Annotated in this window: 15 protein-coding genes; 6 read left to right on the top strand and 9 right to left on the bottom strand. The window is 68.1% G+C overall.

Features of this window, described 5'->3' with window-relative positions; all coding sequences use genetic code 11:
• The first annotated feature begins 54 nt into the window (after positions 1-54).
• Positions 55-1,686 (top strand): hypothetical protein, encoded by a 1,632-nt coding sequence (locus tag MU582_08520; GenBank protein ID UPK76665.1) that lies wholly within the window; start codon positions 55-57, stop codon positions 1,684-1,686.
• Between the two features lie 61 nt (positions 1,687-1,747).
• On the opposite strand, the gene MU582_08515 is transcribed toward MU582_08520, so the two are convergent.
• On the bottom strand, positions 1,748-3,928 hold the full coding sequence (locus MU582_08515; protein ID UPK76664.1) for an MMPL family transporter: 2,181 nt from the start codon (positions 3,926-3,928) through the stop codon (positions 1,748-1,750).
• 98 nt (positions 3,929-4,026) lie between these two features.
• Between MU582_08515 and MU582_08510 the strand changes: the two genes are divergently transcribed.
• The 4 genes from MU582_08510 to MU582_08495 all read left to right on the top strand — a co-directional run bounded on the left by MU582_08510 (position 4,027) and on the right by MU582_08495 (position 11,569).
• Positions 4,027-4,812 (top strand): TetR/AcrR family transcriptional regulator, encoded by a 786-nt coding sequence (locus MU582_08510; protein UPK76663.1) that lies wholly within the window; start codon positions 4,027-4,029, stop codon positions 4,810-4,812.
• Between the two features lie 121 nt (positions 4,813-4,933).
• Positions 4,934-5,551 (top strand): SigE family RNA polymerase sigma factor, encoded by a 618-nt coding sequence (locus tag MU582_08505; GenBank protein UPK76662.1) that lies wholly within the window; start codon positions 4,934-4,936, stop codon positions 5,549-5,551.
• Positions 5,544-6,881, top strand: coding sequence for a glycoside hydrolase (locus tag MU582_08500; GenBank protein ID UPK76661.1), 1,338 nt, complete (start codon positions 5,544-5,546; stop codon positions 6,879-6,881). The genes MU582_08505 and MU582_08500 overlap by 8 nt, the downstream gene beginning before the upstream one ends.
• Before the next feature lie 116 nt (positions 6,882-6,997).
• A complete protein-coding gene (locus MU582_08495; GenBank protein UPK76660.1) occupies positions 6,998-11,569 on the top strand; it encodes an ATP-dependent helicase in 4,572 nt (1,523 codons plus the stop codon).
• A gap of 30 nt (positions 11,570-11,599) precedes the next feature.
• Here MU582_08495 and MU582_08490 read toward each other — a convergent pair whose 3' ends face one another.
• Positions 11,600-12,013, bottom strand: a complete 414-nt coding sequence (locus MU582_08490) for a hypothetical protein (protein UPK76659.1) — start codon at positions 12,011-12,013, stop codon at positions 11,600-11,602.
• 125 nt (positions 12,014-12,138) lie between these two features.
• On the opposite strand from MU582_08490, the gene MU582_08485 reads away from it, so the two are divergent.
• Positions 12,139-12,924, top strand: coding sequence for an Fpg/Nei family DNA glycosylase (locus tag MU582_08485; GenBank protein UPK76658.1), 786 nt, complete (start codon positions 12,139-12,141; stop codon positions 12,922-12,924).
• A gap of 7 nt (positions 12,925-12,931) precedes the next feature.
• Here MU582_08485 and MU582_08480 read toward each other — a convergent pair whose 3' ends face one another.
• From MU582_08480 to MU582_08450, 7 genes are all read right to left on the bottom strand, one after another.
• Positions 12,932-13,180, bottom strand: coding sequence for a helix-turn-helix transcriptional regulator (locus MU582_08480; GenBank protein ID UPK77137.1), 249 nt, complete (start codon positions 13,178-13,180; stop codon positions 12,932-12,934).
• Between the two features lie 102 nt (positions 13,181-13,282).
• Positions 13,283-13,759 (bottom strand): nicotinamide-nucleotide amidohydrolase family protein, encoded by a 477-nt coding sequence (locus MU582_08475; protein ID UPK76657.1) that lies wholly within the window; start codon positions 13,757-13,759, stop codon positions 13,283-13,285.
• A complete protein-coding gene (pgsA, locus tag MU582_08470; protein ID UPK76656.1) occupies positions 13,756-14,358 on the bottom strand; it encodes a CDP-diacylglycerol--glycerol-3-phosphate 3-phosphatidyltransferase in 603 nt (200 codons plus the stop codon). The genes MU582_08475 and pgsA overlap by 4 nt, the downstream gene beginning before the upstream one ends.
• Entirely contained in the window at positions 14,358-15,806 is a 1,449-nt protein-coding gene (rimO, locus tag MU582_08465; GenBank protein UPK76655.1) for a 30S ribosomal protein S12 methylthiotransferase RimO, read from the bottom strand. Before rimO ends, pgsA begins: the two co-directional genes overlap by 1 nt.
• Before the next feature lie 87 nt (positions 15,807-15,893).
• Complete coding sequence (locus tag MU582_08460) at positions 15,894-17,624, bottom strand: DUF4115 domain-containing protein (GenBank protein UPK76654.1); 1,731 nt, start codon at positions 17,622-17,624, stop codon at positions 15,894-15,896.
• Positions 17,621-20,164 (bottom strand): DNA translocase FtsK, encoded by a 2,544-nt coding sequence (locus MU582_08455; GenBank protein ID UPK76653.1) that lies wholly within the window; start codon positions 20,162-20,164, stop codon positions 17,621-17,623. The genes MU582_08460 and MU582_08455 overlap by 4 nt, the downstream gene beginning before the upstream one ends.
• A gap of 260 nt (positions 20,165-20,424) precedes the next feature.
• Positions 20,425-23,538, bottom strand: a complete 3,114-nt coding sequence (locus MU582_08450; protein UPK76652.1) for a S8 family serine peptidase — start codon at positions 23,536-23,538, stop codon at positions 20,425-20,427.
• Between the last annotated feature and the right edge of the window lie 108 nt (positions 23,539-23,646).

The raw sequence follows: 23,646 nt of genomic DNA, 5'->3' as shown, positions 1-23,646 counted from the left end.
TCCCGCCGGAGGCGTACGTTCAGACGGTTGCACGCTAAAACTAAGGACCCACCTATGACTCTGTCCGGACCAGGCAAGCCACTCGCGGGTGCCATCGCCGCGACCCTCGCAGCGGCGATGCTGCTCGCATCACCCGGCGCGTCGGGAGAACCCCGCGGCCAGCAGGGCGACCAGCACGGCGATCACCCACGCCTCGAGCCCCGTACCCACTTCACGATGAGCCCCGACGGTTCCAGCGGCCGCAGAGCCGACGGCGAGGGCATTCCGAACATCGACTCCGTGAAGGACACCATTGCCGCGTACTACGGAGATCAGGGCGACGGCACGGCCAACATGACCGCGTCGCCGTACATCTCCGAGCTGCACCGGATCCAGCGCGCCGAGCAACGCTATCTTCGCCATGCGTACCGGCGTGCGATCCGGCACCACGAGAAGCCGGCGCTCGTCTTCGACGCCGACGACACCACGCTGATGACCTATGACATGGAGGTCGCTGCGATGGGGTTCAACTTCGACCCGGACCTGCAAGACGTCTGGGTGCAGGACGAGCGGTTCCCGGCGACACCGGGCATGGTCGATTTCGTCAATGACGCAAAGGACATGGGGTACGCCGTGTTCGGACTCACCGGACGCAACGCTAACCAGGAGGAGGCCACGCTCGGCAACCTCGACAAGGTCGGATACACGCCGTTCGACGCCGACAACTTCTTCACCAAATGGGTCGATCCCGCCGATCAGCCCGACTACGTCGACTGTGCGACCGACAAGTGCACGACAGTCGAGTACAAGGCCGGTACGCGCAAGCACATCGAGAAGGACCTCGGCTACGACATCGTGCTCAATGTCGGCGATCAGTGGTCGGATCTCCAGGGCGGGTACGCGGACAAGGTGCTCAAGCTGCCCAATCCGACGTACTACCTCCCGAGCCCGAACCTCCCTGGGCGACACGAACCGCAGCTGCGCCCGCGCCGACACTTCACGATGCGGCCAGATGGTTCGAGCGGCCTGTCACAGAGCGGCGAGGCGATACCGAACATCGACTCGGTGAAATCGACGATTCGCACGTACTACAAGGCCACCGACGGCATCGCCGACAAAGGCTCCTCGGCGTACATCTCCGAGACCGAGCGGCTCGCGGCGCGGTGGGCACCTCGCCTCGAACGCACCTGTGAGCGGCTGGACCGCCACGGCGAGCAGCCCGCGATCGTGCTCGACGCCGACGACACGACGCTGTGGACGTACGACATGGAAGACGCCGCGATGGGGTTCAACTTCGACCCCGACCTGCAAGACGTCTGGGTGCAGGACGAACGGTTCCCGGCGACACCGGGCATGGTCGACCTCGTCAATGCCGCCGATGACGCGGGTTGCACGATCGTCGGTCTGACCGGGCGCAACTCCGAGCAGGAGAAGGCAACGCTCGGCAACCTCGAGAAGGTCGGCTACACCGGCTTCAGCGCAGACAACTACTACACGAAGTGGGTCGACGCGGCCGACCAGCCCGACTACGTCGACTGTGCCGCCGACAAATGCACCACGATCGAGTACAAGTCACAGACCCGGGCCCACGTCGAGAAACAGGGCTATCGGATCATCGCCAACTTCGGCGACCAGTTCTCCGATCTCAAGGGCGGGTACGCCGACCGCTCGGTCAAGCTGCCCAACCCGACGTACTACCTGCCCTGACGGGCACCGATGCACTGCCGGGTACACACACACTTGCGTACCCGGCAGTGCTGGTCGCGCCTCAGCCGACCGCTGCGGGCTCTCGTTCGTCGGTCGCCTCAGGCTTGTCCGGTGCCTCCCGGATGCCGTACCGCTGCCACCAACGGCGCATCGGCCCGGGCGCCCACCAGTTGGCGCGGTTCATCACCTTCATCGCCGCCGGCACGAGCACGAGACGTACGACGGTCGCATCGAGGAGCAGCGCGACCAGCATGCCGACGCCGATCATCTTCATGAACAGGATTCCCGAGGTCGAGAACGCACCGATCACCACGGCGAGCAAAAGCGCAGCGCAGGTGATGATGCGCCCGGTGCGCTGCACACCGCCCGCGACGGCCGCGGTGTTGTCGCCGGTTGCGTCCCACTGCTCGCGGACGCGAGACAACAGGAACACCTCGTAGTCCATCGACAGCCCGAACAGGATCGCCAGCATCAGGATCGGCTGGGTCGCATCCAGGTAGCCGGGCGACTCGAAACCGAGCAGGCCGGACAGGTGACCGTCCTGGAAGATCCACGTCACGACACCGAAGGAGGCTCCGATCGACAACGTGTTCACGATGACGGCCTTGAGCGGTAGCACAATGGACCCGAATGCCAGGAACAGCAGTACGAACATCACACCGATGACGATCGCAGCCATCCAAGGCAGCCGGTCGGACAGCGAGTCGAGTAGATCGACCGTCTGGGCACTCTCACCCCCGACCAACGCCGTCGAGTCACCCGGCGTCGGCACCTCGCGCAGGTCGCGCACGATCTGCTGCGACCTCCCCGTCTGGCTGTCGGAGTCCCACGATGCCTCGAGCAGAGTGGCGCTCGACCCACCCGTCTGGGCCGTCTCGACCGGGCGTACCTGATCGACTCCGTCGACGTCGGCGAGGTCGTTCGCGTACGCCTGCGCCTGTGCGTCTCCGGCCCCGGTGAGGACGACCGACGCGGTCGACACCGGAACGTCGAAGCCGCTCTCCATCGCCTCGGTCGCGACCCGCGCGGGTGCGTCGGTCGGTAGCACCCGCTCGTCGACGCTGCCGAAATCGGCGCGCAGGAACGGCAGCGCGAGGCCGACGAGGATGGCACCCACCACGACGATGCTGACCACCGGACGCCTCATGACCGCGCGTGCGAACCGGGCCCAGCCATGGCTGCCGGTCAGCGCCGCGGTGCGCTTGCGGCGCCACGGCATCGCACCGACCTCGACCCTGCGCCCGAGCACGGCAAGAACCGCCGGCAGCAAGGTGAGCGATGCGACCATCGCCACCAGAACGGCCGCGATGCCGCCGTACGCCATCGAGCGCAGGAAGCCCTGCGGGAAGACGAGCAGCGACGACATCGCCGCCGCAACCGTCAACCCGGAGAACATCACCGTGCGCCCGGCCGTCGCGACCGTTGCCGCGACGGCTGCGTTGACGGCATCGCGGTCGTCCCCCCGACTGTCCCGCTCCTCTCGGAAGCGACTCACGATGAACAGCGCGTAGTCGATCGCGAGGCCGAGGCCGAGAAGCGTGATGATGTTGATCGCGAAGACCGACACATCGGTGATCTCGGTGAGCAGGCGTACGACGCCGAAGCTGCCGACGACGGCGATCGCGCCGACACCGACCGGCAGGAGCGCTGCGACGACGCTGCCGAAGATGACCAGGCTCAGCAGCAGGACGAGCGGCATCGACAGCAGCTCTGCCCGTTCGATGTCCTCCGAGACGGTGTCGTTCACATCGCCGTAGACCGCCATCTGCCCCGCGATCTGGGTGTCGAGGCCGGTCGCTTCGAGGTCGGGCTCGATCTCCTCGTACGCGCTCATCAGGGCGTCGTCGTCGGTGCCGTTGAGCGAGATCGTCATCAGGGTGGAGTGGCCGTCGTCGGCGATCATGCCGGGAGCCCCGGTGTCGTACCAGGTCGTGACGGCCTCGACCGCGTCGTCGGGAAGGCTGGAGACGACGTCTTCGACGGCGGTACGAAAGCCCGCGTCACGTACCTGCATCGAGTCGCTGGAGTAGATGACGGCGACGTCGGTCTCGCCACCCTGGAAGTCGCGCTCGACGGTCTGTGCGGCCTTCGTACTCTCGGCGTCGTCGTAGCTGTAGCCCCCTTGTCCGAGCTGGTCGAAGACACCGCCTCCGTACGCAGCAGCGGCAGCGACGACGAGCACGCCGACGATCAGCACGGCGCGGGCGCGTCGGGCGATGAAGCCGCCCCACCGAGTTAACATGTGTACCCCCTGTGATGCATTGTCACTAGCGTTATAGGTGTTTACCGTTTACGGTGTTTACTATCGACGTCGTCGACCCAAGTTGTCAAGGAGATTGCGTGCCGAGCACGAGGCAGACCACCGAAGCGGGCAGCAGCCGCCGAGAGCGCCAACGGCAGGCGACGATGGACGAGATCGTGCGTACCGCTCGCGGCCAGCTCTCCGAGCCCGGTGGCCTCTCCCTGCGCGCGATCGCCCACGAGATGGGTATGACCGCACCGGCGCTCTACCGGTACGTCTCGAGCCTCGAGGGCCTCACGCTCACCGTCGCCGCATCGATCTATGACGAGATCGTCGGCGTGCTCCGAGGTGCCGCCGACCGCCACTCGACGGCACCGGAAGCACAGATCATCGCGGCCGCGGTCTCGTACCGGCAGTGGGCGTTGCGTCATCGCGACGAGTTCGTGCTGTGCTTCGTCAACCAGATCACCGATGCCGACGAACCCGACCAGAACGCCTGCGCAGTCGCCGGAGACCGCTTTCGCCGGTTCTTCGCCGACCTGTTCGTCGAGATCTGGCAGCGACGGCCGTTCGACCTACCCGACGAAGCCGAGGTCGGCGAGCTCGCAACCGTTCTCGACGACCCGATGAACCCGTTCGTCCCAGCGGACGCCACACCCGCAGAGTCGGAGATACCTCCGGGCGTGCAGTGGGTCTTCCTCCAGGCGTGGACGCGCCTGTTCGGCATCGTCGCGCTCGAGGTGTTCGGCCACATCGCCCCCGGCATCGTCGACAGCGCGGCGCTGTTCCGCACGGTCGTGGCCGACTGCGGCCGAACGATCGGAATCAATGCCGACACACTGCCCGGTCTCGAGCAGATCTTCGCCGACGAGCTCGCCCGCTGAGCCCGCCTCGGCGGGTCGGCTCGGCGCGTCATGAGAAATCGGTCACGCTGCGTGGTTCGCGCCCGCCGAGGGGCAACCATCGTCGGCAGTGACACGTCCTAGCGTGCGTGAGGTTCCCCCGATGACCATCGCGACGACGATGGCTGCCCCCCACGCCGGTGCGCCACAGCGCGTCGGCCTGGAGTCGTTGTGGCATCCTGGTTCGAAAGATCAGGAAATGGGGGCGACGGTGTCGGATGTGGACGCCACGTTCGACGCATTCGTACGCGCACGGCTACCCGACCTGCTCCGTTTCGGACGAGTCCTGACCGGTAGCGAGGAGGCGGCAGCCGACCTCGTACAAGATGCGCTCGAACGCACCATCATGCATTGGTCTCGCGTCGAGTCACGCGATGACCCGGAAGGCTATGTCCGCCGGGTCATGGTCAACCGCAACATCAGCATCTGGCGCCGCCTGCGCCGCGAGCGCATCACCGACACGCTTCCCGACGACGGCTACACAGACCGCCATCGCGACCGCGAGCTCTGGGAAGCACTGCTGACTCTCCCACCCCGCCAGCGTGCGGTGATCGCGCTGCGCTACTACGAGGACAAGACCGAGGCCGAGGTCGCCGCCATCCTCGGCTGCTCCGTCGGCACCGTGAAGAGCCAGGCGTCGAAGGCGATCACCAAGTTGCGAGCACTGATTCCGACGTTCGCAGATGTGTCTGCCCGAAGGCGAGGTGGAGACGATGACTGAGCACGACGACACAGAGTACGAAGAGCGGCTTCGCCGGGTCCTCCGAGAGGTGCCCTCTCCCCACGCTGACGCCGACGCCGTGCTGTCGCGGGTCGAGACCGGCGCCCGTCGCCGTGTACGCCGGCGGCGCATCGGTGGTGCGGTCGTCGGCGTTGCGGCCGTGGCGACAACCGCCTTCGTGGTCGTACCCACGTTCGACCAGGAGAGCAACGTCGCCGACGGACCCGCATCGGTCAAGTCCCACCACAAGCAGCCACTGCACAGCACCGAGCTCCACAAGAAGGGCAGTGCCGCTATCGAGAGCCCTCGCCGCAAGGGCAAGGCGACCGCCGAGCGCGCAACGCTCGCGGCCGGCTCGGCGACCAAGGCGACCGACCTCGCCGTGTCCGATATCGCGCTGAGCGATCAGGGTGATCTCAGCCTGATCGGTCAGGGCTCCTGCTCCGACGGCCCCTGCCTGGTGACCGGCGCTCCGGAGTCTGCCGGCAACTTCCGGGTCGCACCGACGACGGAGCGGCTGCTGAAGCCGGTGACGGTGCGGGCCACGGCATCGACGGCGACCCGCCCTGGCATCCAAGTCGGCGACGATGAGTCGAACTCATGGACGTGGACCGACGCTTTTTACGCGAGTCACGACGCCGGCGAGACCTGGCAGGCCGTCCGCCTGCCCGGCTCGATGAGCGTCAATGACGTCCAGGCCGCGGGCGGTCGTGTCTGGGCCTTCGGTTCACGGCCCGACGGTCGAGCGGTCGTCGCCTCCTCCGAGGAGCACAAGGACGACTGGGTCACCGCGGCAGCACCGGTACGAGCCGACGAGACGATCACCACGCCGATGGCAGTCGACGACGAGGTCGCATTCGTGGCGACCAACGGCACCGACAAGAGTGCATTCGTCCGGCACGATGGCAGTCGCTGGGTACGCTCGCCCGCACCGTGCGCACGGCCCGTGGAGAGCTCCACCGCCGACGGCACTGTTTGGCTCGGCTGTCGCCGCGCCAACGGACTCGGCACGGTGTCGTGGAGCACCGACGGCGGCGCTTCGTGGAAGTCCAGCAGGCTCGAAGTCTCCCCGCAGCTCACCGCACTCGGCGGGATCGATTCGCGCACCGCGATAGTCTCGTCCGGCAAGATGCTCTACGTCTTCGACACCAACGGCGTCACGGCCGAGGCCACCGTGCCCTTCTCCGGCGACAAGGTCTGGGGCGACAAGGTCGGCTACACCTCGATCCGGTTCGACTCCGACGGCACCGGCTACGCGACGACGACCGGCGGCGCGCTCGCGCGCTCCGACGACGCGGGAGCGACTTGGCGGGTGGAGTCGCTGCCGTAGGCCGCTGACCCAACACTTCGGTGCGTTGTCGCTGGTGTCTCCCTCCACACCGTCGACAACGCACCGAACTCTGTGCGGCGCAAGCCGTTGTCGGTGCCGTCCGTCAAAATAGGGGCATGGCCGACGTACTCGAACGCTTCACCGAGCCCACCCGTGCCTGGTTCTCGGGTTCGTTCCCGTCGGCCACTCCGGCGCAGATCGGCGCTTGGGAGGCGATCTCCGAGGGTGCGCACGCCCTCGTCGTCGCGCCGACCGGCTCGGGCAAGACCCTCGCGGCGTTCCTCTGGGCACTCGACCGGCTCGGTGTGCAGGGCGATCACGCCGATTCGGGTACGCGAGTGCTGTACATCTCACCGCTCAAGGCGCTTGCGGTCGACGTCGAGCGCAACCTGCGGGCGCCGCTCGTCGGCATCGCACAGACCGCACGGCGGCTCGGGGTCGAGGCTCCGGAGGTCCGCGCGGGCGTACGCTCCGGCGACACACCGCCTGCCGAGCGTCGCCGACTGAGCCAGCACCCGCCCGACATCCTGATCACGACGCCCGAGTCGCTGTTCTTGATGCTCACCTCCTCGGCCCGCGAGTCATTGCGTTCTGTCGACTGCGTCATCGTCGATGAGATCCACGCAATCGCCGGCACCAAACGCGGATCGCACCTGGCGCTGTCGCTGGAGCGCCTCGACGGCATGCTCCGGCACCCCGCCCAACGCATCGGCCTGTCCGCAACCGTCCAACCGCACGACGAGGTCGCGAGGTTCCTCGGCGGTGCCGCACCGGTGCGCGTCGTGGCGCCATCCTCCGACAAGCGTTTCGACCTGTCTGTCACGGTGCCGGTCGAAGACATGACCGAGCTGACGTCGCCGTCGACCGATGCCGGCCCGCAGGAGGCGCCGACTCGCCCCTCGATCTGGCCGCATATCGAGGAGCGGGTCGTCGACCTGATCACGGCACATACGTCGACGATCGTCTTCGCCAACTCACGCCGCACCGCCGAGCGATTGACCGCACGGATCAACGAGATCCACGCCGAGCGCAGCGGCGAGCCGCAGACCGGCCCGAGTCCTCCCCCCGCACAGATCATGGCGCAGAGCGGCGCGAGCGAAGGCGTCCCCGGACTTCTGGCACGAGCGCATCACGGGTCGGTCAGCAAGGAGCAGCGCGCAGCGATCGAAGACGATCTGAAGAGCGGCCGACTCCCCTGTGTCATCGCGACCAGCAGCCTCGAGCTCGGTATCGACATGGGTGCTGTCGACCTCGTCGTCCAGGTCGAGTCCCCGCCGTCGGTCGCCAGCGGCCTGCAACGAGTCGGGCGCGCCGGTCATCAGGTCGGTGAGACCTCGCGCGGCGTGGTGTTCCCGACTCACCGCACCGATCTGGTCTCCGCGACCGTCGTCGCGGAGCGGATGCGTGCCGGCGATATCGAGCAACTCGCGATACCGTCCAACCCGCTCGACGTACTCGCCCAACACACCGTCTCGGCCTGCGCTCTCGAAGCGATCGACGTCGACGACTGGTACGACTGCGTTCGCCGCAGCGCCGCCTTCTCGTCCCTCCCGCGGTCGGCGTACGACGCGACCCTCGACCTGCTTGCCGGGCGCTACCCGTCCGACGAGTTCGCCGAGCTGCGCCCGCGCATCGTCTGGGATCGCGTCACCGGCGAGCTGACCGGCCGTCCGGGAGCCCAGCGTCTAGCAGTGACCTCGGGCGGCACCATTCCTGACCGCGGGCTCTACGGCGTGTTCCTCGCCGGCGCCGAGGCCGGGTCCCGCGGGGCACGCGTCGGCGAGCTCGACGAGGAGATGGTCTACGAGTCGCGCGTCGGCGATGTCTTCGCGCTCGGCACCACCAGCTGGCGAATCGAAGACATCACCCACGACCGGGTCCTCGTCTCACCGGCGTTCGGCCAGCCCGGGCGCCTCCCGTTCTGGAAGGGCGATGCGATCGGCCGACCGGTCGAGCTCGGTCGGGCGGTCGGCGGGTTCCTGCGGGCACTCGCCTCCCGCGACTCCGGCGCTGCGCTCGAGCGTTGCCGCGAGGCGGGCCTCGACGACTGGGCGATCGCCAACCTCACCTCGCTCGTCGGCGAGCAGCAGACCGCGACCGGGCGCGTACCCCATGACCGTCAGCTGTTGGTCGAGCGCTTCCGCGATGAGCTCGGAGACTGGCGGGTCGTACTCCACTCGCCGTACGGCATGCAGGTGCACGCACCATGGGCGCTCGCGATCGGTGCGCGGATCCGCGAGCAGTACGACCTCGACGGCGCGGTCGTCGCCGGTGACGACGGCATCATCGTGCGACTACCGGAGACCGATGCGGAGCCGCCGGGCGCGGAGCTGTTCACCTTCGAACCCGACGAGATCGAGTCGATCGTCACGGCCGAGATCGGTGGATCGGCGCTGTTCGCGGCCAGGTTCCGCGAATGCGCCGCACGAGCCCTGTTGTTGCCGCGCAGAGACCCCGGCCGCCGGTCGCCGTTATGGCAGCAGCGTCAGCGTTCGGCGCAGCTACTGGAGGTCGCGCACAAGTACCCGAGCTTCCCGATCGTGCTGGAGGCCGTACGCGAATGCCTTCAGGACGTCTACGACGTACCCGCACTGCACACCCTGATGAGCAGCATCGACGCGCGCACCATCCAGGTCAACGAGACCACCACTGCACAACCGTCGCCGTTCGCGCGCGCCCTGTTGTTCGGCTTCATGGGCACGTTCGTGTACGAAGGCGACAGCCCGCTCGCCGAGCGACGGGCCGCCGCGCTCGCACTCGACTCCCGGCTGCTGTCGGAGCTGTTGGGCCGTGCCGAGCTACGCGAGCTCCTCGACGCCGACGTGATCGACCAGGTCGAATCCGAGCTGCAACGGCTCGCACCCGACCGGCGTGCCCGTGACCTCGAGGGCATCGCCGATCTGCTCCGGCTGCTCGGTCCGTTGTCTCCCGACGAGATCCGCGACCGGTGTGCGTCCGGCGTCGACGTCGACGAGGCGCTGAGCGAGCTCGTCGATCGGCGCCGCGCCCTTGCGGTGAACCTCGGCGGCACGCCCCGCTTCGCCGCCATCGAGGATGCCGCGCGGCTGCGCGATGCACTCGGCGTACCGATCCCCGTCGGCACACCCGAGGCGTTCGTCGAGCCGGTCGAGGATCCGCTCGGCGACCTCATCGGCCGGTACGCCCGTACGCACGGGCCGTTCGCCGCGCACGACGCGGCCTCCGCACTGGGCATCGGCGAGGCCGTCGTACTCGACACGCTGCGCCGGCTCGCCACGGTCACGGCGCCACCCGGCGGCCGCGCGGAACCGTCGGCACGGGTCGTCGAGGGTGAGTTCCGCCCGCATGCGAGGGGTTCCGAGTGGTGCGACGCCGAGGTCCTCCGCCGCATCCGCCGTCGCTCACTGGCAGCGCTGCGCAAGGAGGTCGAGCCCGTCTCGACCGACACCCTTGCCCGGTTCCTGCCGGTGTGGCAGCACGTCGGCGGCCGGCTGCGCGGCGTCGACGGCGTCGCCTCGGTGGTCGACCAGCTGGCGGGCTCCCCAGTGCCCGCATCGGCGCTCGAGCCGTTGGTGCTCGCATCGCGGGTCGGCGACTACTCTCCCGCGATGCTCGACGAGCTGATGGCCTCCGGCGAGGTGATCTGGTCGGGCGCGGGGTCGATACCCGGCAACGACGGCTGGGTCTGCCTGCACCTCGCCGACTCGGCGCCGCTGACGCTGCCTCCGCCGGCCGATGACGAGCTCACGGCTGTCGAATCGGCAGTCCTCGATTCGCTCACGGGCGGCGGGGCGTACTTCTTCCGCGGGCTGTCCGACAGCGTTGCGGCAGCCCTCGGCGAGGTCGTCGCCGACGACGAGCTGCACGACGCGCTGTGGAGTCTGGTCTGGTCCGGGCGCATCACCAACGACACGCTGGCGCCGTTACGCACGCTGTTATCCGGCGGGCGGACCTCACATCGATCGGCCGCGCGCGCTCCGCGCACCCGCACGGCTCGTCGCGGAGGTATCGGCCGGCCACGAATGCCCAGCCGAACCGGCCCGCCGACGGCGGCCGGGCGATGGTCGCTGCTCCCCAAACACGAAAATGACCCGACGCTGCGCTCACACGCGGCCGCGGAGCTGCTGCTCGAACGCTACGGCGTTGTGACCCGCGGCTCGGTCATGGCCGAACGCACGCCGGGTGGCTTCGGCGGCATCTACAAGGTGCTCAGCGCATTCGAGGAGAGCGGCCGCTGCCGACGCGGCTACTTCGTGGACTCGCTCGGCGCCGCGCAGTTCGGCACCTCGGGCTCCATCGACCGGCTTCGCACCTTCATCCGCGAGCCGACCGACGCCGGACGAACCGAGGCCCTCGTACTTGCGGCCACCGATCCGGCGAATCCGTTCGGCGCGGCGCTGCCGTGGCCCGAACGCAATTCGGCCGACGCAGGTCACCGGCCGGGCCGTAAGGCGGGCGCAACCGTCGTGTTGGTCGACGGGCGACTCGTGCTCTATCTCGAACGCGGCGGGCGTACCGTGCTGACCTTCTCCCCTGAGGGCATCGATGACGCCGTGCGTGCCCTTGCGGATGCGGTCGCCGGCGGATCGCTCGGCGGCCTCAGCATCGAGCGGGTGGACGGCGAGCGGCCGATGCAGAGTCTTCTCGCCGAGCCGCTCGATGCGGCGGGCTTCCATCCGACGCCAAAAGGAATGCGGCTGCGGGGCTGACGCCCCACAGCCGCATCGACGTTTGTCGGTTCAGCTCCAGAACACGCTCACGTCGTAAGTCGTCCACTTACCCTTGCGCTTCTTGAAGACCACATCGAAGTCCGTGTTGAGCGACGACGTGCAGGCGTTGAAGTACCTGAACCGCAGGCCGCCCGACTGGCTCTTCCTGGTGGCCTTGGGCAGGATCTTCATGACCTTCTTGTACGGCATGAACACGCGGATGCGCTTCATCTTCTTGACGCTCACGCACTTGCGCTTCGCCTCAGCCGAGGTCTTGGCAGCCGCCGCGGTCTTCGCCCGGTCGGCCTTGACGACCGCACTCTGCGTCTTCGCCGTTGCGGCCTGCTCCGCATCCGATCCATCGTTCGCCGCATACGACGCGCCGGCGGTGGCCGTGAGGCCGGCCGCAACGGCAGTGGCCGCGACCATCTTCTTGGTGATCATCTGGGTTTCCCTCCCTGATGGAAAACATGCGACCCGGACTGGCCGCGTGCACGCATATCATGCACGGAGGGGGGGTCAGGTCTAGACAAAGGGTCCGAATTCGACGGTCGGAAGGAGTCGAGACCGTGCCCGAAGGCGATGCCGTGTGGCGTACCGCGCGCACCCTCGACCTGGCACTGTCCGGACGGATCCTGACCGCGACCGACTTCAGGGTGCCGGCACATGCCACGCTCGATCTGAGCGGACGCAACGTCGACGAGGTCGTCAGCCGAGGCAAACATCTACTGATCCGAATCGGGTCGGTGACAGTGCACAGTCACCTGAAGATGGAGGGTGTCTGGCAGGTGTATCGCCCCGGCCAGCGGTGGCGGCGTCCCGCCCACCAGGCACGTGTCGTCCTGCTCAATGCACAGCATCAGGCAGTCGGTTTCGCACTGGGCGCGCTCGATGTGGTGCCGCGTACGGCCGAGTCGACGCTGGTCGGCCATCTCGGACCCGACCTGTTGGGACAGGACTGGGACGCCGAACGGGCCGTCGCGAACCTTCGCGCCGACGGAGAACGCCCGATCGGTCTTGCTCTGCTCGACCAGCGCAACCTCGCCGGAATCGGCAACATCTACCGCAGTGAGGTGTGCTTCCTACGCGGCGTCGATCCGCGTACGCCGGTCGCTGCGACCCGTGGGCTCGCCGAGCTAGTCTCGCTCGCCCGGCGGTTGCTGTACGCCAATCGAGAGCACGCCGCAATCGTCACCACCGGCAACCGGCGTCGCGGCGAGCAGACCTGGGTCTACGGAAGGGCGGGGCATCCGTGCCGTCGCTGCGGCACGCCCGTCGAACGTCATCACCTCGGCGACGGGCCGGATACCGAACGATCGTGCTACGTGTGCCCGTCGTGCCAACCGTTGTCGTGACCGAGGGTCAACCGACAGAAACGGGTACGGCGAGCTTGGCGGCGTCGTCGGGCACCAGCGTCTCCAGCTGCTCGGCGACCTCGAGCTGGACGCTCACGTCGCGTAACACCCGAGACAGCGACACCTCGAGGGCCTCGCACAGGGCGGCCAACAGCTCCGAGCTCGGCTCCTTCTGCCCGCGCTCGACCTCGGAGATGTAACCCAGGCTCACCCGGGCCTTTGCGGAGACCTCGCGCAGCGTCATACCGCGCCGCATGCGATGCGTGCGGAGCGTCTCGCCGATCAGTTCTCGGAGCACAACCACCCTCGGACCTCCGCTCGTTGACTAGACACCATTTCCAACACGGTACGCGCCGAATTACTTCCCGCCGAACGAGATTCGCTCCAGGACCAAGGTGAGCGCCCCCGCAACGGTCGACGTACGAATCGCGGAACGACCACCGTCTAGCGCGAGCTCACGGCTGACGACCTGCGTCTCGCTCGCAACCGCCACGAACACCGTGCCCGCTGGTCGACCCTCGCTCGGGTCGGGACCGGCGACCCCCGTGGTCGCAACGCCGAGATCGCTTCCGCAACGCTGCCGAACACCGACGGCCATCTGCTCGGCCGTACCGCCGTCAACGGTACCGTGTGCCGCAAGGTAGGCCGGGTCGACGCCGAGGACCGAGCTCTTCAGGTCGGCGGCGTACGCCACGATGCCGCCGCGTACGACCTCCGAGGCGCCGGGTACGTCGACCAACGTTGCGCAGACCAGACCGCCGGTGAGTGACTCCGCGGTCGCAACGGTGAGCCCGGCCGTTCGCAGCGCCGCGATCACCTCACGCGGATCGGTCATTTCGCGTCGCCGTCGGTGCGACGCATCGTCATCGCCTGTCGGATGTAGTCGAGCCCGGTCACGACGGTCACGGCGACGGTCGCGGCCATCGTGATGTGGGCGACCCACATGGCCCAATCGGGCAGCGGGAGCACGTACAGCCCCAAGGCGACCGACTGCAGCACGGTCTTGATCTTGCCGCCCCTGCTCGCCGCGATCACGCCGCGCCTGATCACCCAGAAGCGCATCAGGGTGATGCCCCACTCGCGTACGAGCACGACGATGGTGACCCACCACCACAGCTCGCCGATGATCGACAGCCCTACGAAGGCCATACCGGTGAGAGCCTTGTCGGCGATCGGATCGGCGATCTTGCCGAAGTCGGTGATCAGGCCGCGGCTGCGAGCAAGGTCGCCGTCGATGCGATCGGTCGCCATCGCGAGTACGAAGACCGCGAACGCCGCCAGCCGGTAACCCGTGCTCTCACCGTCGTCGACCAGCAGGAGCCAGCCGAACACCGGAACCATCAGGATTCGCAGCACGGTCAGCGCGTTCGCGATGTTCAGATTGCTCGGCTGTGTCTCTCCGCCGGGTGCCGCGTCGCTTGCACCATTGGGCATCAGCTCACCTGCACTACATCGGCGATCAGGTCCACCCCATCGTTGCCGGTGACACGTGCGGCCACCGTGGCGCCCCGTACGATCTCCGCCGACGCGCCGCGCAACAGCGTACAACCGTCGACCTCCGGGCCCTGGTGCTCGGCGCGCCCGACCACCTCGTCATCGACGGACTCGACGAGCACGGAGACGACCTCGCCATGGCGGTCGGCGGCGCGCTGGTCGGTCAGCTCCTCGACGAGCCGGGACACGTGCTCGACCCGGTCGGCGATCTCGTCGTCGTCGAGCTTGCCGTCGAGCGAGGCGGCCTCGGTGCCGTCTTCGTCGGAGTAGCCGAACACTCCGGTCGCGTCGAGTCGCGCGGCGACCAGGAACTCGCAGAGCGTCTCCACATCGGCCTCGGTCTCGCCGGGGAAGCCGACGATCACGTTGCTGCGTACGCCTGCCTGCGGTGCGCGATCTCGCACCTGGCCGAGGAGCTCGAGGAAGCTGTCGGCGTCGCCGAACCGTCGCATCCGGCGCAGTAGCGGCCCAGACGCGTGCTGGAAGGACAGATCGAAGTACGGCACCACGCCGGGGGTGCCGGTCATCGCCTCGATCAGCGACGGACGAGTCTCGGCGGGCTGGAGGTACGACACGCGTACGCGCTCGACGCCGTCGACGGACGCGAGCTCGGGCAGCAGGGTCTCCAGCAGCCGCAGGTCGCCGAGGTCCTTACCGTACGAGGTGGAGTTCTCGCTGACCAGGAACAGCTCTCGGGCACCGTTGGCCGCAAGCCATCGGGCATCGGTCAGCACATCGGCAGGGCGTCGCGACAGGAACGATCCACGGAACGCCGGGATCGCGCAGAAACTGCACCGACGGTCGCAGCCGGACGCGATCTTCAGCGGCGCGGTCGGCGAGTCGTCGAGACGGCGACGGACGATGCGCGGGCCCGATGCGGGCCCCACGCCGGCGGGCAGATCGGGTTCGGCCGGCTGATGGCCGGGGACGACGACGTCGGCGGCGGAACGCTCGACCGGACTGATCGGGAGCAACGTACGCCGGTCGACGGGCACATGGGACTCGGGCCGTTCACCGGCGATGATGGTGCGCAGTCTGCCGGCGATATCGGGATAGTCGTCGAACCCGAGCACCGCGTCGGCTTCGGGCAACGAGTCGGCCAGCTCACTGCCGTACCGCTCGGCCATGCAGCCGACGGCGACGACGGACTTCGTACGCCCGCCGTCCTTCAGCTCCGCTGCCTGCAGCAGGGTGTCGACGGAGTCCTTCTTCGCGGACTCGACGAATCCGCAGGTGTTGACGACGACTGCCTCGGCATCGGCCGCGTCGGCGACGAGGCGGAACCCGTCATTCTCGAGACGGCCGGCGAGCTCTTCGGAGTCCACCTCATTGCGCGCGCACCCGAGAGTGACCAGGGCGACGGTGGTGGGATCGGTTTCGGTCGACATGGGACGGCCATTATCGCGTACGCGTCACATCGTCGGTCGGGCGGCGGTCGCGGTTTGCGATCGGTTACGCCCAGATCCCGCCGGCGGCTACTTCTTGCCGAGCGTCGCCTGGCTGTTCGGCCCGTTGGAGTCGAGCACTCCCGAGCGCTTGCCGTTGACCTCGGTGCGTACGCCCGCGCCGTTCTTGACCTCGACCGTCGCTCTGCCGGGCACCTCAAGGCGCTTGTGCTGGCCCTTCCGCAGGATCCCGCTCCAGGCGACCTCGCCGTCGGAGGTGCGTACGACGACTCGGCTCGGGCGCCCGGGCGCTCCGGTCAGTACGACGTCGTTGGGCGTCGGGGCCTTGAAGTTCTTCAGCTCGGACTTATCGGCTCCGGGCCCCGCCGAGCTGACCGAGTCGTTGCCGGCCGCCGCGCCATCGGAGTCACCGGTGTCGGTGAAGTACTGGACGGCGCCCCACACGATGCCCAGCACCAGCACCACGGCGATCAACGCGGCCCAGTTCGGACCGCCGGTCGTCAACCGGATCGAGGGTCTCGGCCCGGTCGCGAGCTCGGCCTCGAATACCTTTCGCGCCTCGATCGGCGCCTGCGCGTACGCGGCGTCGTACACCTGGATGAGCTCGTCGGCATCGACCCCGAGTACCCGCGACAGGCTACGGAGGTGCCCGCGCGCATAGAAGTCACCGCCGCACGGGGCGAAGTCGTCCATCTCGATCGACTCGATCACGTGCGGGCGGATACGCGTACGCTCCGCGAGCGCGTCGACCGATAGATGCAGCCGCTCGCGTGCCTCGCGCAAGGTCGGCCCGATCAGCGGCTCGACCTCGGGTTCGGCCTCGGGCTCAACCAGCGGTTCGGGCTCCGGCTCCTCGTCGACGACCGGCTCCGGCGACGTTTCGGGTGCGCTCTCGATCACGGGCGTCGACTCGATCACCAGGCCGACCCGGCCCTCCGTGCCGCGCAGTTCTCGTGCCTCCGGTAGATCGGCCGGATCCGACTTGAGCGCGAGCATGCCCACCGACGACGGTGCAGTACGGACGATGTCGGCGCGGACCGCCCGACCCGCGCCCTGGATCGCGGGCACCGGTGCGCGCCGCGGCGGTCTCGGATGCGACGGCTCGGTTGGGGGACCCGCCGGCCCGGGGGTGAGCACCGGGCCGGCTGGGTTGATCGCTGGTTCGTCATCACGGTGGTCGACCGCGTCATCGGTACCGAGCTCGCCACCGCCATCACCGCCGAAGTCGACGTCGGGTTCGTACTCGTCGCGCGTCGCGGCGTACTCGGCGGCGGACGACTCCCAGTGCGGGGCATCGGGGTCGGCCGCACTCTCCGACTCCGGGTGAGAGACACGCACCGACACCGCGGTGCGGTCCTTGGCGAGTCCGGTCAGCCGGCGGACGACCTCCTCGGCGCGCGCGGCCGTCGACAGCCCCATGGGCAGCGACAGCGGCTCCTCGTCCGACTCGGGTACGACGACGATCCGACCGTCTCGAAGGAAGCCGCGGCGCGGCTCCAGCTCGACTCGATCGATCGACACCCACGGCAGTCCGCGCCAGTCGCGGCCGACCCGCAGGCGTACGCCGTGTTCGTCGGCAACCAGAAGCGGTGCGCGCGCATCGATCCAGGCGACCACGTGCAGCGCGCCGATGACGCACAGTGCGCCGACGACGATCCACAGCACGGCCGATCCGTCGGCGGCCGCACGCCATCCGTACGCGAGCGCCATCGCCAATGAGCCGAACGCGACGAGCGCGAGCAGGCCGGCGTTACGGCGTACCTCGATCGGCTCTTGGGTGGCATCGGGTTGAACGGTCATGACGACTCTCCCCTCAAGCTGGCGAGCACGCCGTCGAGGTCATCGGGTTTGATCAGTACGTCGCGTGCCTTCGATCCCTCACTCGGTCCGACGATTCCGCGGGACTCGACTATGTCCATCAGTCGGCCGGCCTTGGCGAACCCGACTCGCAGCTTGCGTTGCAGCATCGACGTCGACCCGAACTGGGTCGAGACGATCAGCTCCGTCGCTGCGATGACCAGGTCGAGGTCGTCGCCGATGTCGTCGTCCAGCTGTCGTTTGCTCTGCTGCGACTCGGTCACGTCTTCGCGGTAGACCGGCTGCAGCTGGTCCTTGCAGTGCTTGCTGATCGCCTCGATCTCGGACTCGGTGATCCACGCACCCTGCATCCGCATGGGCTTGTTGGCACCCATCGGCAAGAAGAGCCCGTCTCCCCCGCCGACCAGCTTCTCCGCACCGGGCTGGTCGAGGATGACCCGGCTGTCGGCCAGCGAGGAGGTCGCGAACGCCAACCGGCTCGGGACATTCGCCTTGATCAGGCCGGTGACGACGTCGACGCTCGGACGCTGGGTGGCGAGTACGAGGTGAATGCCGGCGGCCCGGGCGAGCTGGGTGATCCGCACGATCGAGTCCTCGACATCGCGCGGTGCGACCATCATCAGATCGGCGAGCTCGTCGACGACGACGAGGAGGTACGGGTACGGGGACAGCTTGCGTTCGCTGCCCGGCGGCGCCTCGATGCTGCCGTTGCGTACGGCCTTGTTGAAGTCGTCGATGTGGCGGAACCCGAAGTTGGCGAGGTCGTCGTAACGCATGTCCATCTCGCGTACGACCCACTGCAGCGCCTCCGCCGCCTTCTTCGGGTTGGTGATGATCGGCGTGATCAGATGCGGGATGCCTTCGTACGCGGTGAGCTCGACGCGCTTCGGGTCCACCAGGATCATCCGCACCTCGTCGGGCGTCGCCCGCATCAGCAACGAGGAGATCATCGAGTTGATGAAGCTCGACTTACCGGAGCCGGTCGCGCCCGCGACCAGCAGGTGCGGCATCTTCGCGAGGTTGGCGACGACGAACCCGCCCTCGACGTCCTTACCGAGGCCGACGACCATCGGGTGGTGATCACCACGGGCCTTGCCCGATCGGAGCACATCACCGAGCGAGACGGTCTCCTTGTCGGTGTTCGGGATCTCCACGCCGATCGCGGACTTGCCGGGGATCGGCGACAGGATGCGTACTTCGTTCGAGGCGACCGCGTACGAGATGTTCTTGGTGAGCGCGGTGACCTTCTCGACCTTCACGGCCGGGCCGAGCTCGACCTCGTAGCGCGTGACGGTGGGACCGCGGGTGTAGCCGGTGACCTTCGCGTCGATGTTGAACTGCTCGAGCACCTCGGTGAGCCGATCGACCACCGCGTCGGAGGCTGCAGAGCGGGCCTTGTGGGGGGTCCCCTGCCGCAGGACATCGCCACCGGGAAGCGCGTAGACGACGTCGCCGGACAGCATCAGCTGCTCGGCGCGGTCCGGGAGCGGGTTGTGCGGTGGAGGCGGTGCTGTCTCGGGCTCGGCAGCGGGCGTACGCGACTCGGCGGCAGGCGCGGGAGCCGCGTCGTCGGTGTGCTGCTCGGCGTCGAACACCTCTGAGCTCGGCGGATCGTCGAACGCGCTGCCGTCCTCGATGAGCGGCGTGTCGTAGGGCTTGCTGGAGTCCTCGCGCGGCTCGTCGGCCTTGCGCTTGGTCCGCTTCTTCTTCGGCTCGGGCTCCTTCTCGTCGTCCGGATGCCGGCCGAGCAGAGTGTCGCGGGCAGCCGCGAGCCGGCGCGGGATCGCGTACACAGGTGTCGCGGTGACGACCAACAGGCCGAATACGGTCAGCAGCGCGAGCAGCGGAATCGCGACGTACTCGGTGCGGAACAGGTCGACCAACAGCGCCGACATGAAGTAGCCGATCGCACCACCTGCGTCGTTCATCGCCTCGGTACCGGCGACGGTGTTCGGCCTGGGCAGGCCGTGGCTGATGTGCACGATGCCGAGTACGCCTGCCGCGATCGACGACCAGCCGATCACCTGACGGCCCGCGGGACCGTTCTTATCGGGGTGGCGCAGCGTACGCCAGGCGATGACGCCGAGCAGGACGGGAACCGCCCAGCCGCCCATCCCGACCGCTCCGGTGACGACATCGCGGAGCACGTCGCCCGCGCGACCCGGGATCTGCCACCAGATCGCTGCGGCGACGATGACGCCGCAGCCGACCAACGCCAGCCCAACGCCGTCGCGACGGTGCTCGGGCGACAGGTCGCGAGCGGTCGAGCCGATGCTGCGGGCGATCGCGCCGATCACACCGGCGATGCCGAGCCAGACGGCGGCGATGCCCCTGCCGATGGCCATCAGCAGACGTGGAAGTAGGCCAGGCCCGCTGCGCGCTTTCGAGGTCCGCTTCTTGGCGGCGGACCGCTGCCGCGACGTACTGCGTGCCTGGCTACCGGACGACCGTGATCGAGAGCTCTTCGACGCGGACGTCTTGGAGCCTCGCGACCGCGGTGGGGAAGACGTGCGGGTCGCCATGGCTGCAGCCTAGGCCGAAATCACTGGAGTCCCACGCGTTACACGCCGAGAATCCGGCGAATTTCCGCGCCGATACCCGCCGTGAGCCGCGCGGTCTGCCAGTGACGGACGGGCGTGTCGCGGCCAGAAGCTCTACCGCCGAACTCGACCCGCGGGTTCGGATTGAACCCGCGGGTCTCAAAGAGCGCTTGGGCATAACGGGCAGAGGGCTCGTACGCGGTGAGTCTGTCCGCACCGCGCACGAACCCTCTCGTCACCGGTCAGGGCGTACGGAAGGTGGCGAGTCCACGAGGAGTGCCGAACCCGGTCGGTCCGTCGTAGCCGCGCTTGGCGGTGCACAGGTAACTGCGCTTGCAGAAGCCGTTGCGGCCCTTGCGTACGTCGTTGAACCCGTCGCCTCCGGATGCGTACAGATCGCGTGGTTTCAGCCCGCCCGCCTTCGCGGCGGCGATCATGCCCGCGATGAACGGCGACGATGCGCTGGTACCGCCGATCACCCACCAGCGACGCTTCTTCCCGCCGCTGAAGGAGTTGTAGACCGCGAGGCCGTCCGAGACCGCGGCCGCATCTGCGACGGTGCGCATCTGACAGGCCGGATCGTCCTGACCGGACGGGCCGGAGAAGTACGCCGAGCAGGCCGAGCCGCCGTACTTCCAGACCTTCTCGCGCCAGCCTCGTTTGGTGGCCGCGTGATGGAGCGTCGTGCCCCCAACGGCCAGTACGTTGTTCGAGCTCGCCGGGAAGCTCGCGGGCTCGAACCCGTAGTCACCCGAGGCGGAGACCGCCGTGACGCCGCTGCGGGCGTACTTGCGGTTCGCCTTCTTCACTCCCTTGTACTCGTAGAGGCCGTACGAGTGGTTGGTGACAACCGCACCGGCATCGACCGCGGCGTCGACTGCCTTGCCCATCGAGGCGACGGTTGGGTTGTCGGACTCTGCCAGCACGATCTTGCACGTGGGGCACGCCGCAGAGATCATCTGTAGATCGAGCGCGGCCTCCATCGCCCAGCCGGGGTCGGGTCTCGGGTAGGCGCCCGCCTTGCCGCGCTGGTTGATCTTCTTGAAGCAGCCGTCCTTGATCTTGCAGAGCGCAAGCCCGTACTGGCGACGGTACTTGTTCATATCGGCCGCTGCCGTCGGGTAATCGCCCGCCACCACAACGCCGACCTTCTGCCCCGGCTTCGGGTCCTTCGGCAGACCGTACGCGGCGCGTAGCTCGGTCGCGCCCCATCCGGCCGGATCACCCGCACGAGTGAGCGCCTCACGGCCGGAACGCTCAATCAGCGCATAGCAGCGGTACGCCCGATGATCGGGTTTCGCACATGCAGGTCTGGCGTGCTCTGCCCGTCGCCGGTCACGCGGTGAGGCCGAACCGTCCGAGATCGCCGTGGTCGTAGCGGCCGACGAACCCGACCTCGCCGTGAACCCTGGCGCGGCCGCCGAAGACGTCTCCGACCTGTTCGCGGCCCGCAGGCGATACGCCCGGACCGCCGTCTCCTTCACCGTGCGACCACCGGCGTCCTTGCCTTTCACCTGCAGACTCACGTAGCGGCGTTTACCGACGGCGGATGGGTTGCGGTATCGCACTCGGAACGAGTTCTTGTCGATCCGTTGTACCCGGGCCTTCCGCCACTTCTTACCGCCGCTCGTCGAGTAGCGAACGGTGGCCCTCTTGACCCGCGACTCGCGCGGCCCGAGGTTGTCGAAGTTCAGCCGGTAGCTGACCTTCCCCGCACGCACGCGACCGCGCAGATCCGCGGGCGGCACGTAGCTCGGCATCAGCAGTCGGACGACCCGCTTCGACTTCGCCGATGAGAAGCCCCACGACGTCGACACCCGCCCGGACAACGCTCTCGGCGCGAAGCCCGGCCTTGCCGTCGCACTCAGCCGATACTTCCGGCGCTTCGCGGGCAGCGTGACCTTCGGTGCGATCGCTCCGGCGCCCTTGGCTAGGGTCTGCTTGCCATGATGCAGGCTCCACGACCCCATCGACCGCAACCAGAACGACCCGAACTGCGCAGTACCGGCGCTGTTCCACAGCGGCAGCGAGCCGCGGAGCTCCTTGCCGTCGCGGCAGAACGAACAGTACCGGCCGGTGGCCGCCGAGTCGTTGCCGCGTTCGAGCCCGGGCCCGATCGGACTCCGTTGGAAGTTCTCGGCCGCCACCCTTCCGCGTTGGTACCGCCGGATGTGGGACACCGATGCGAACCGCCCCTTGCCCTCCACGCTTGCGGACTGGAGCCATCGCACGTTCTTTCGGGCCTGGAGCCAGATGCGTCGCCGACTAGGCGTCTTCACGCGGTACTCGGACACCCAGGCTGACGTCTCACCGGGTGCGAAGCCATACACGCCCGACCAGACCGCTCCGCCGCCGAGCGCATGGAACTTCTGCTGGGTGCGCGCGAATGCCTTACGTCGATGGTGCACGGAGATCCGCTTGGGTATGCCCGCCCACATGTCCTTGGTGTAGATCTCATGACGCCACGATTTCCTCGATCGGAGCGTCGAATCCAAGTACGCGCGAAGCCCACCGTGAGCGAGCTTCGCCGGCACGGGCTGCAACCTCGGCACGAACCCGGTGAGGCCCAGCGCGAGGCTGCCGTGCTGCTGCGACGTACGTACGAGGTTCAAGCTCCGCTCGACGGTCCGTGCTCCGGCGACGGACACTCTCGGATGAACGTCCGCCTGCTTCGCACGCAAGGTGACCGTGGTGTCATCGACGACCTTGACCTCCGGCGCGATATTGAGCCACGAATCGGATCTCGAGAACCCGAGCCCGACCACCGAGTAGTCACCCTTGGGCACCGACACCTTGCCGACGCCGTTCACTACGGCAACCGGATACAGGAACAGACGGGTGTTACGAGCGTTCTGCACGTATGCGTCTACGAACCGCGCGTCACCGCCGCCCGGACCTTTGGCCTTGATGGTCAAGGTGCGCATCTCGTAGTCCGGTGACCGAGTCGGCTGCTGCGTCGAGGCAAGCCGTACGGAGTTGACACCCGTCCACGCAGCTGGATCGACGGCCTCACCGGGCGTGTAGGTCGCGTCTACGACCGAGGCGCTGCCCACCGTACGTGCTGAGGACTCATCGACGTGCAGGCCCACGACATCGCGTGGCTTCACATCACGGTCGAAGCGGACGCGCACCGCCACCGGACCGGATCGTTCGGCCAGGGTCGCCACGTCGAACATGGAGTAGTCGAGCCGCTTACGAGCCTCGACGCTCAGCTTCGGGATCACGTATGTGTGACCCGGAGAGCTCACCAGTTGGGCAGGGTCTCCGCTCGACGGCGAACCGGGTAGCAGCGTAGCTGTGGTCCGGGAGCCCGCGTACTCGCGCAGGCGCACGCGATCACCGGTCACCAGTGTCACGACCCGAGAGCTCCCGCTCCGGTCGGTCGCGATCGGGTCGGGGCCGCTCGGTGCCCCGGAGGACGCAGTGGCGGGAACCACCTGTATCGGCGTGATCGCAACGGCCAC

The sequence above is a fragment of the Nocardioidaceae bacterium SCSIO 66511 genome, assembly GCA_023100825.1.
GTDB lineage: Bacteria > Actinomycetota > Actinomycetes > Propionibacteriales > Nocardioidaceae > Solicola.
This window is presented reverse-complemented; position numbering and strand designations above follow the sequence as displayed.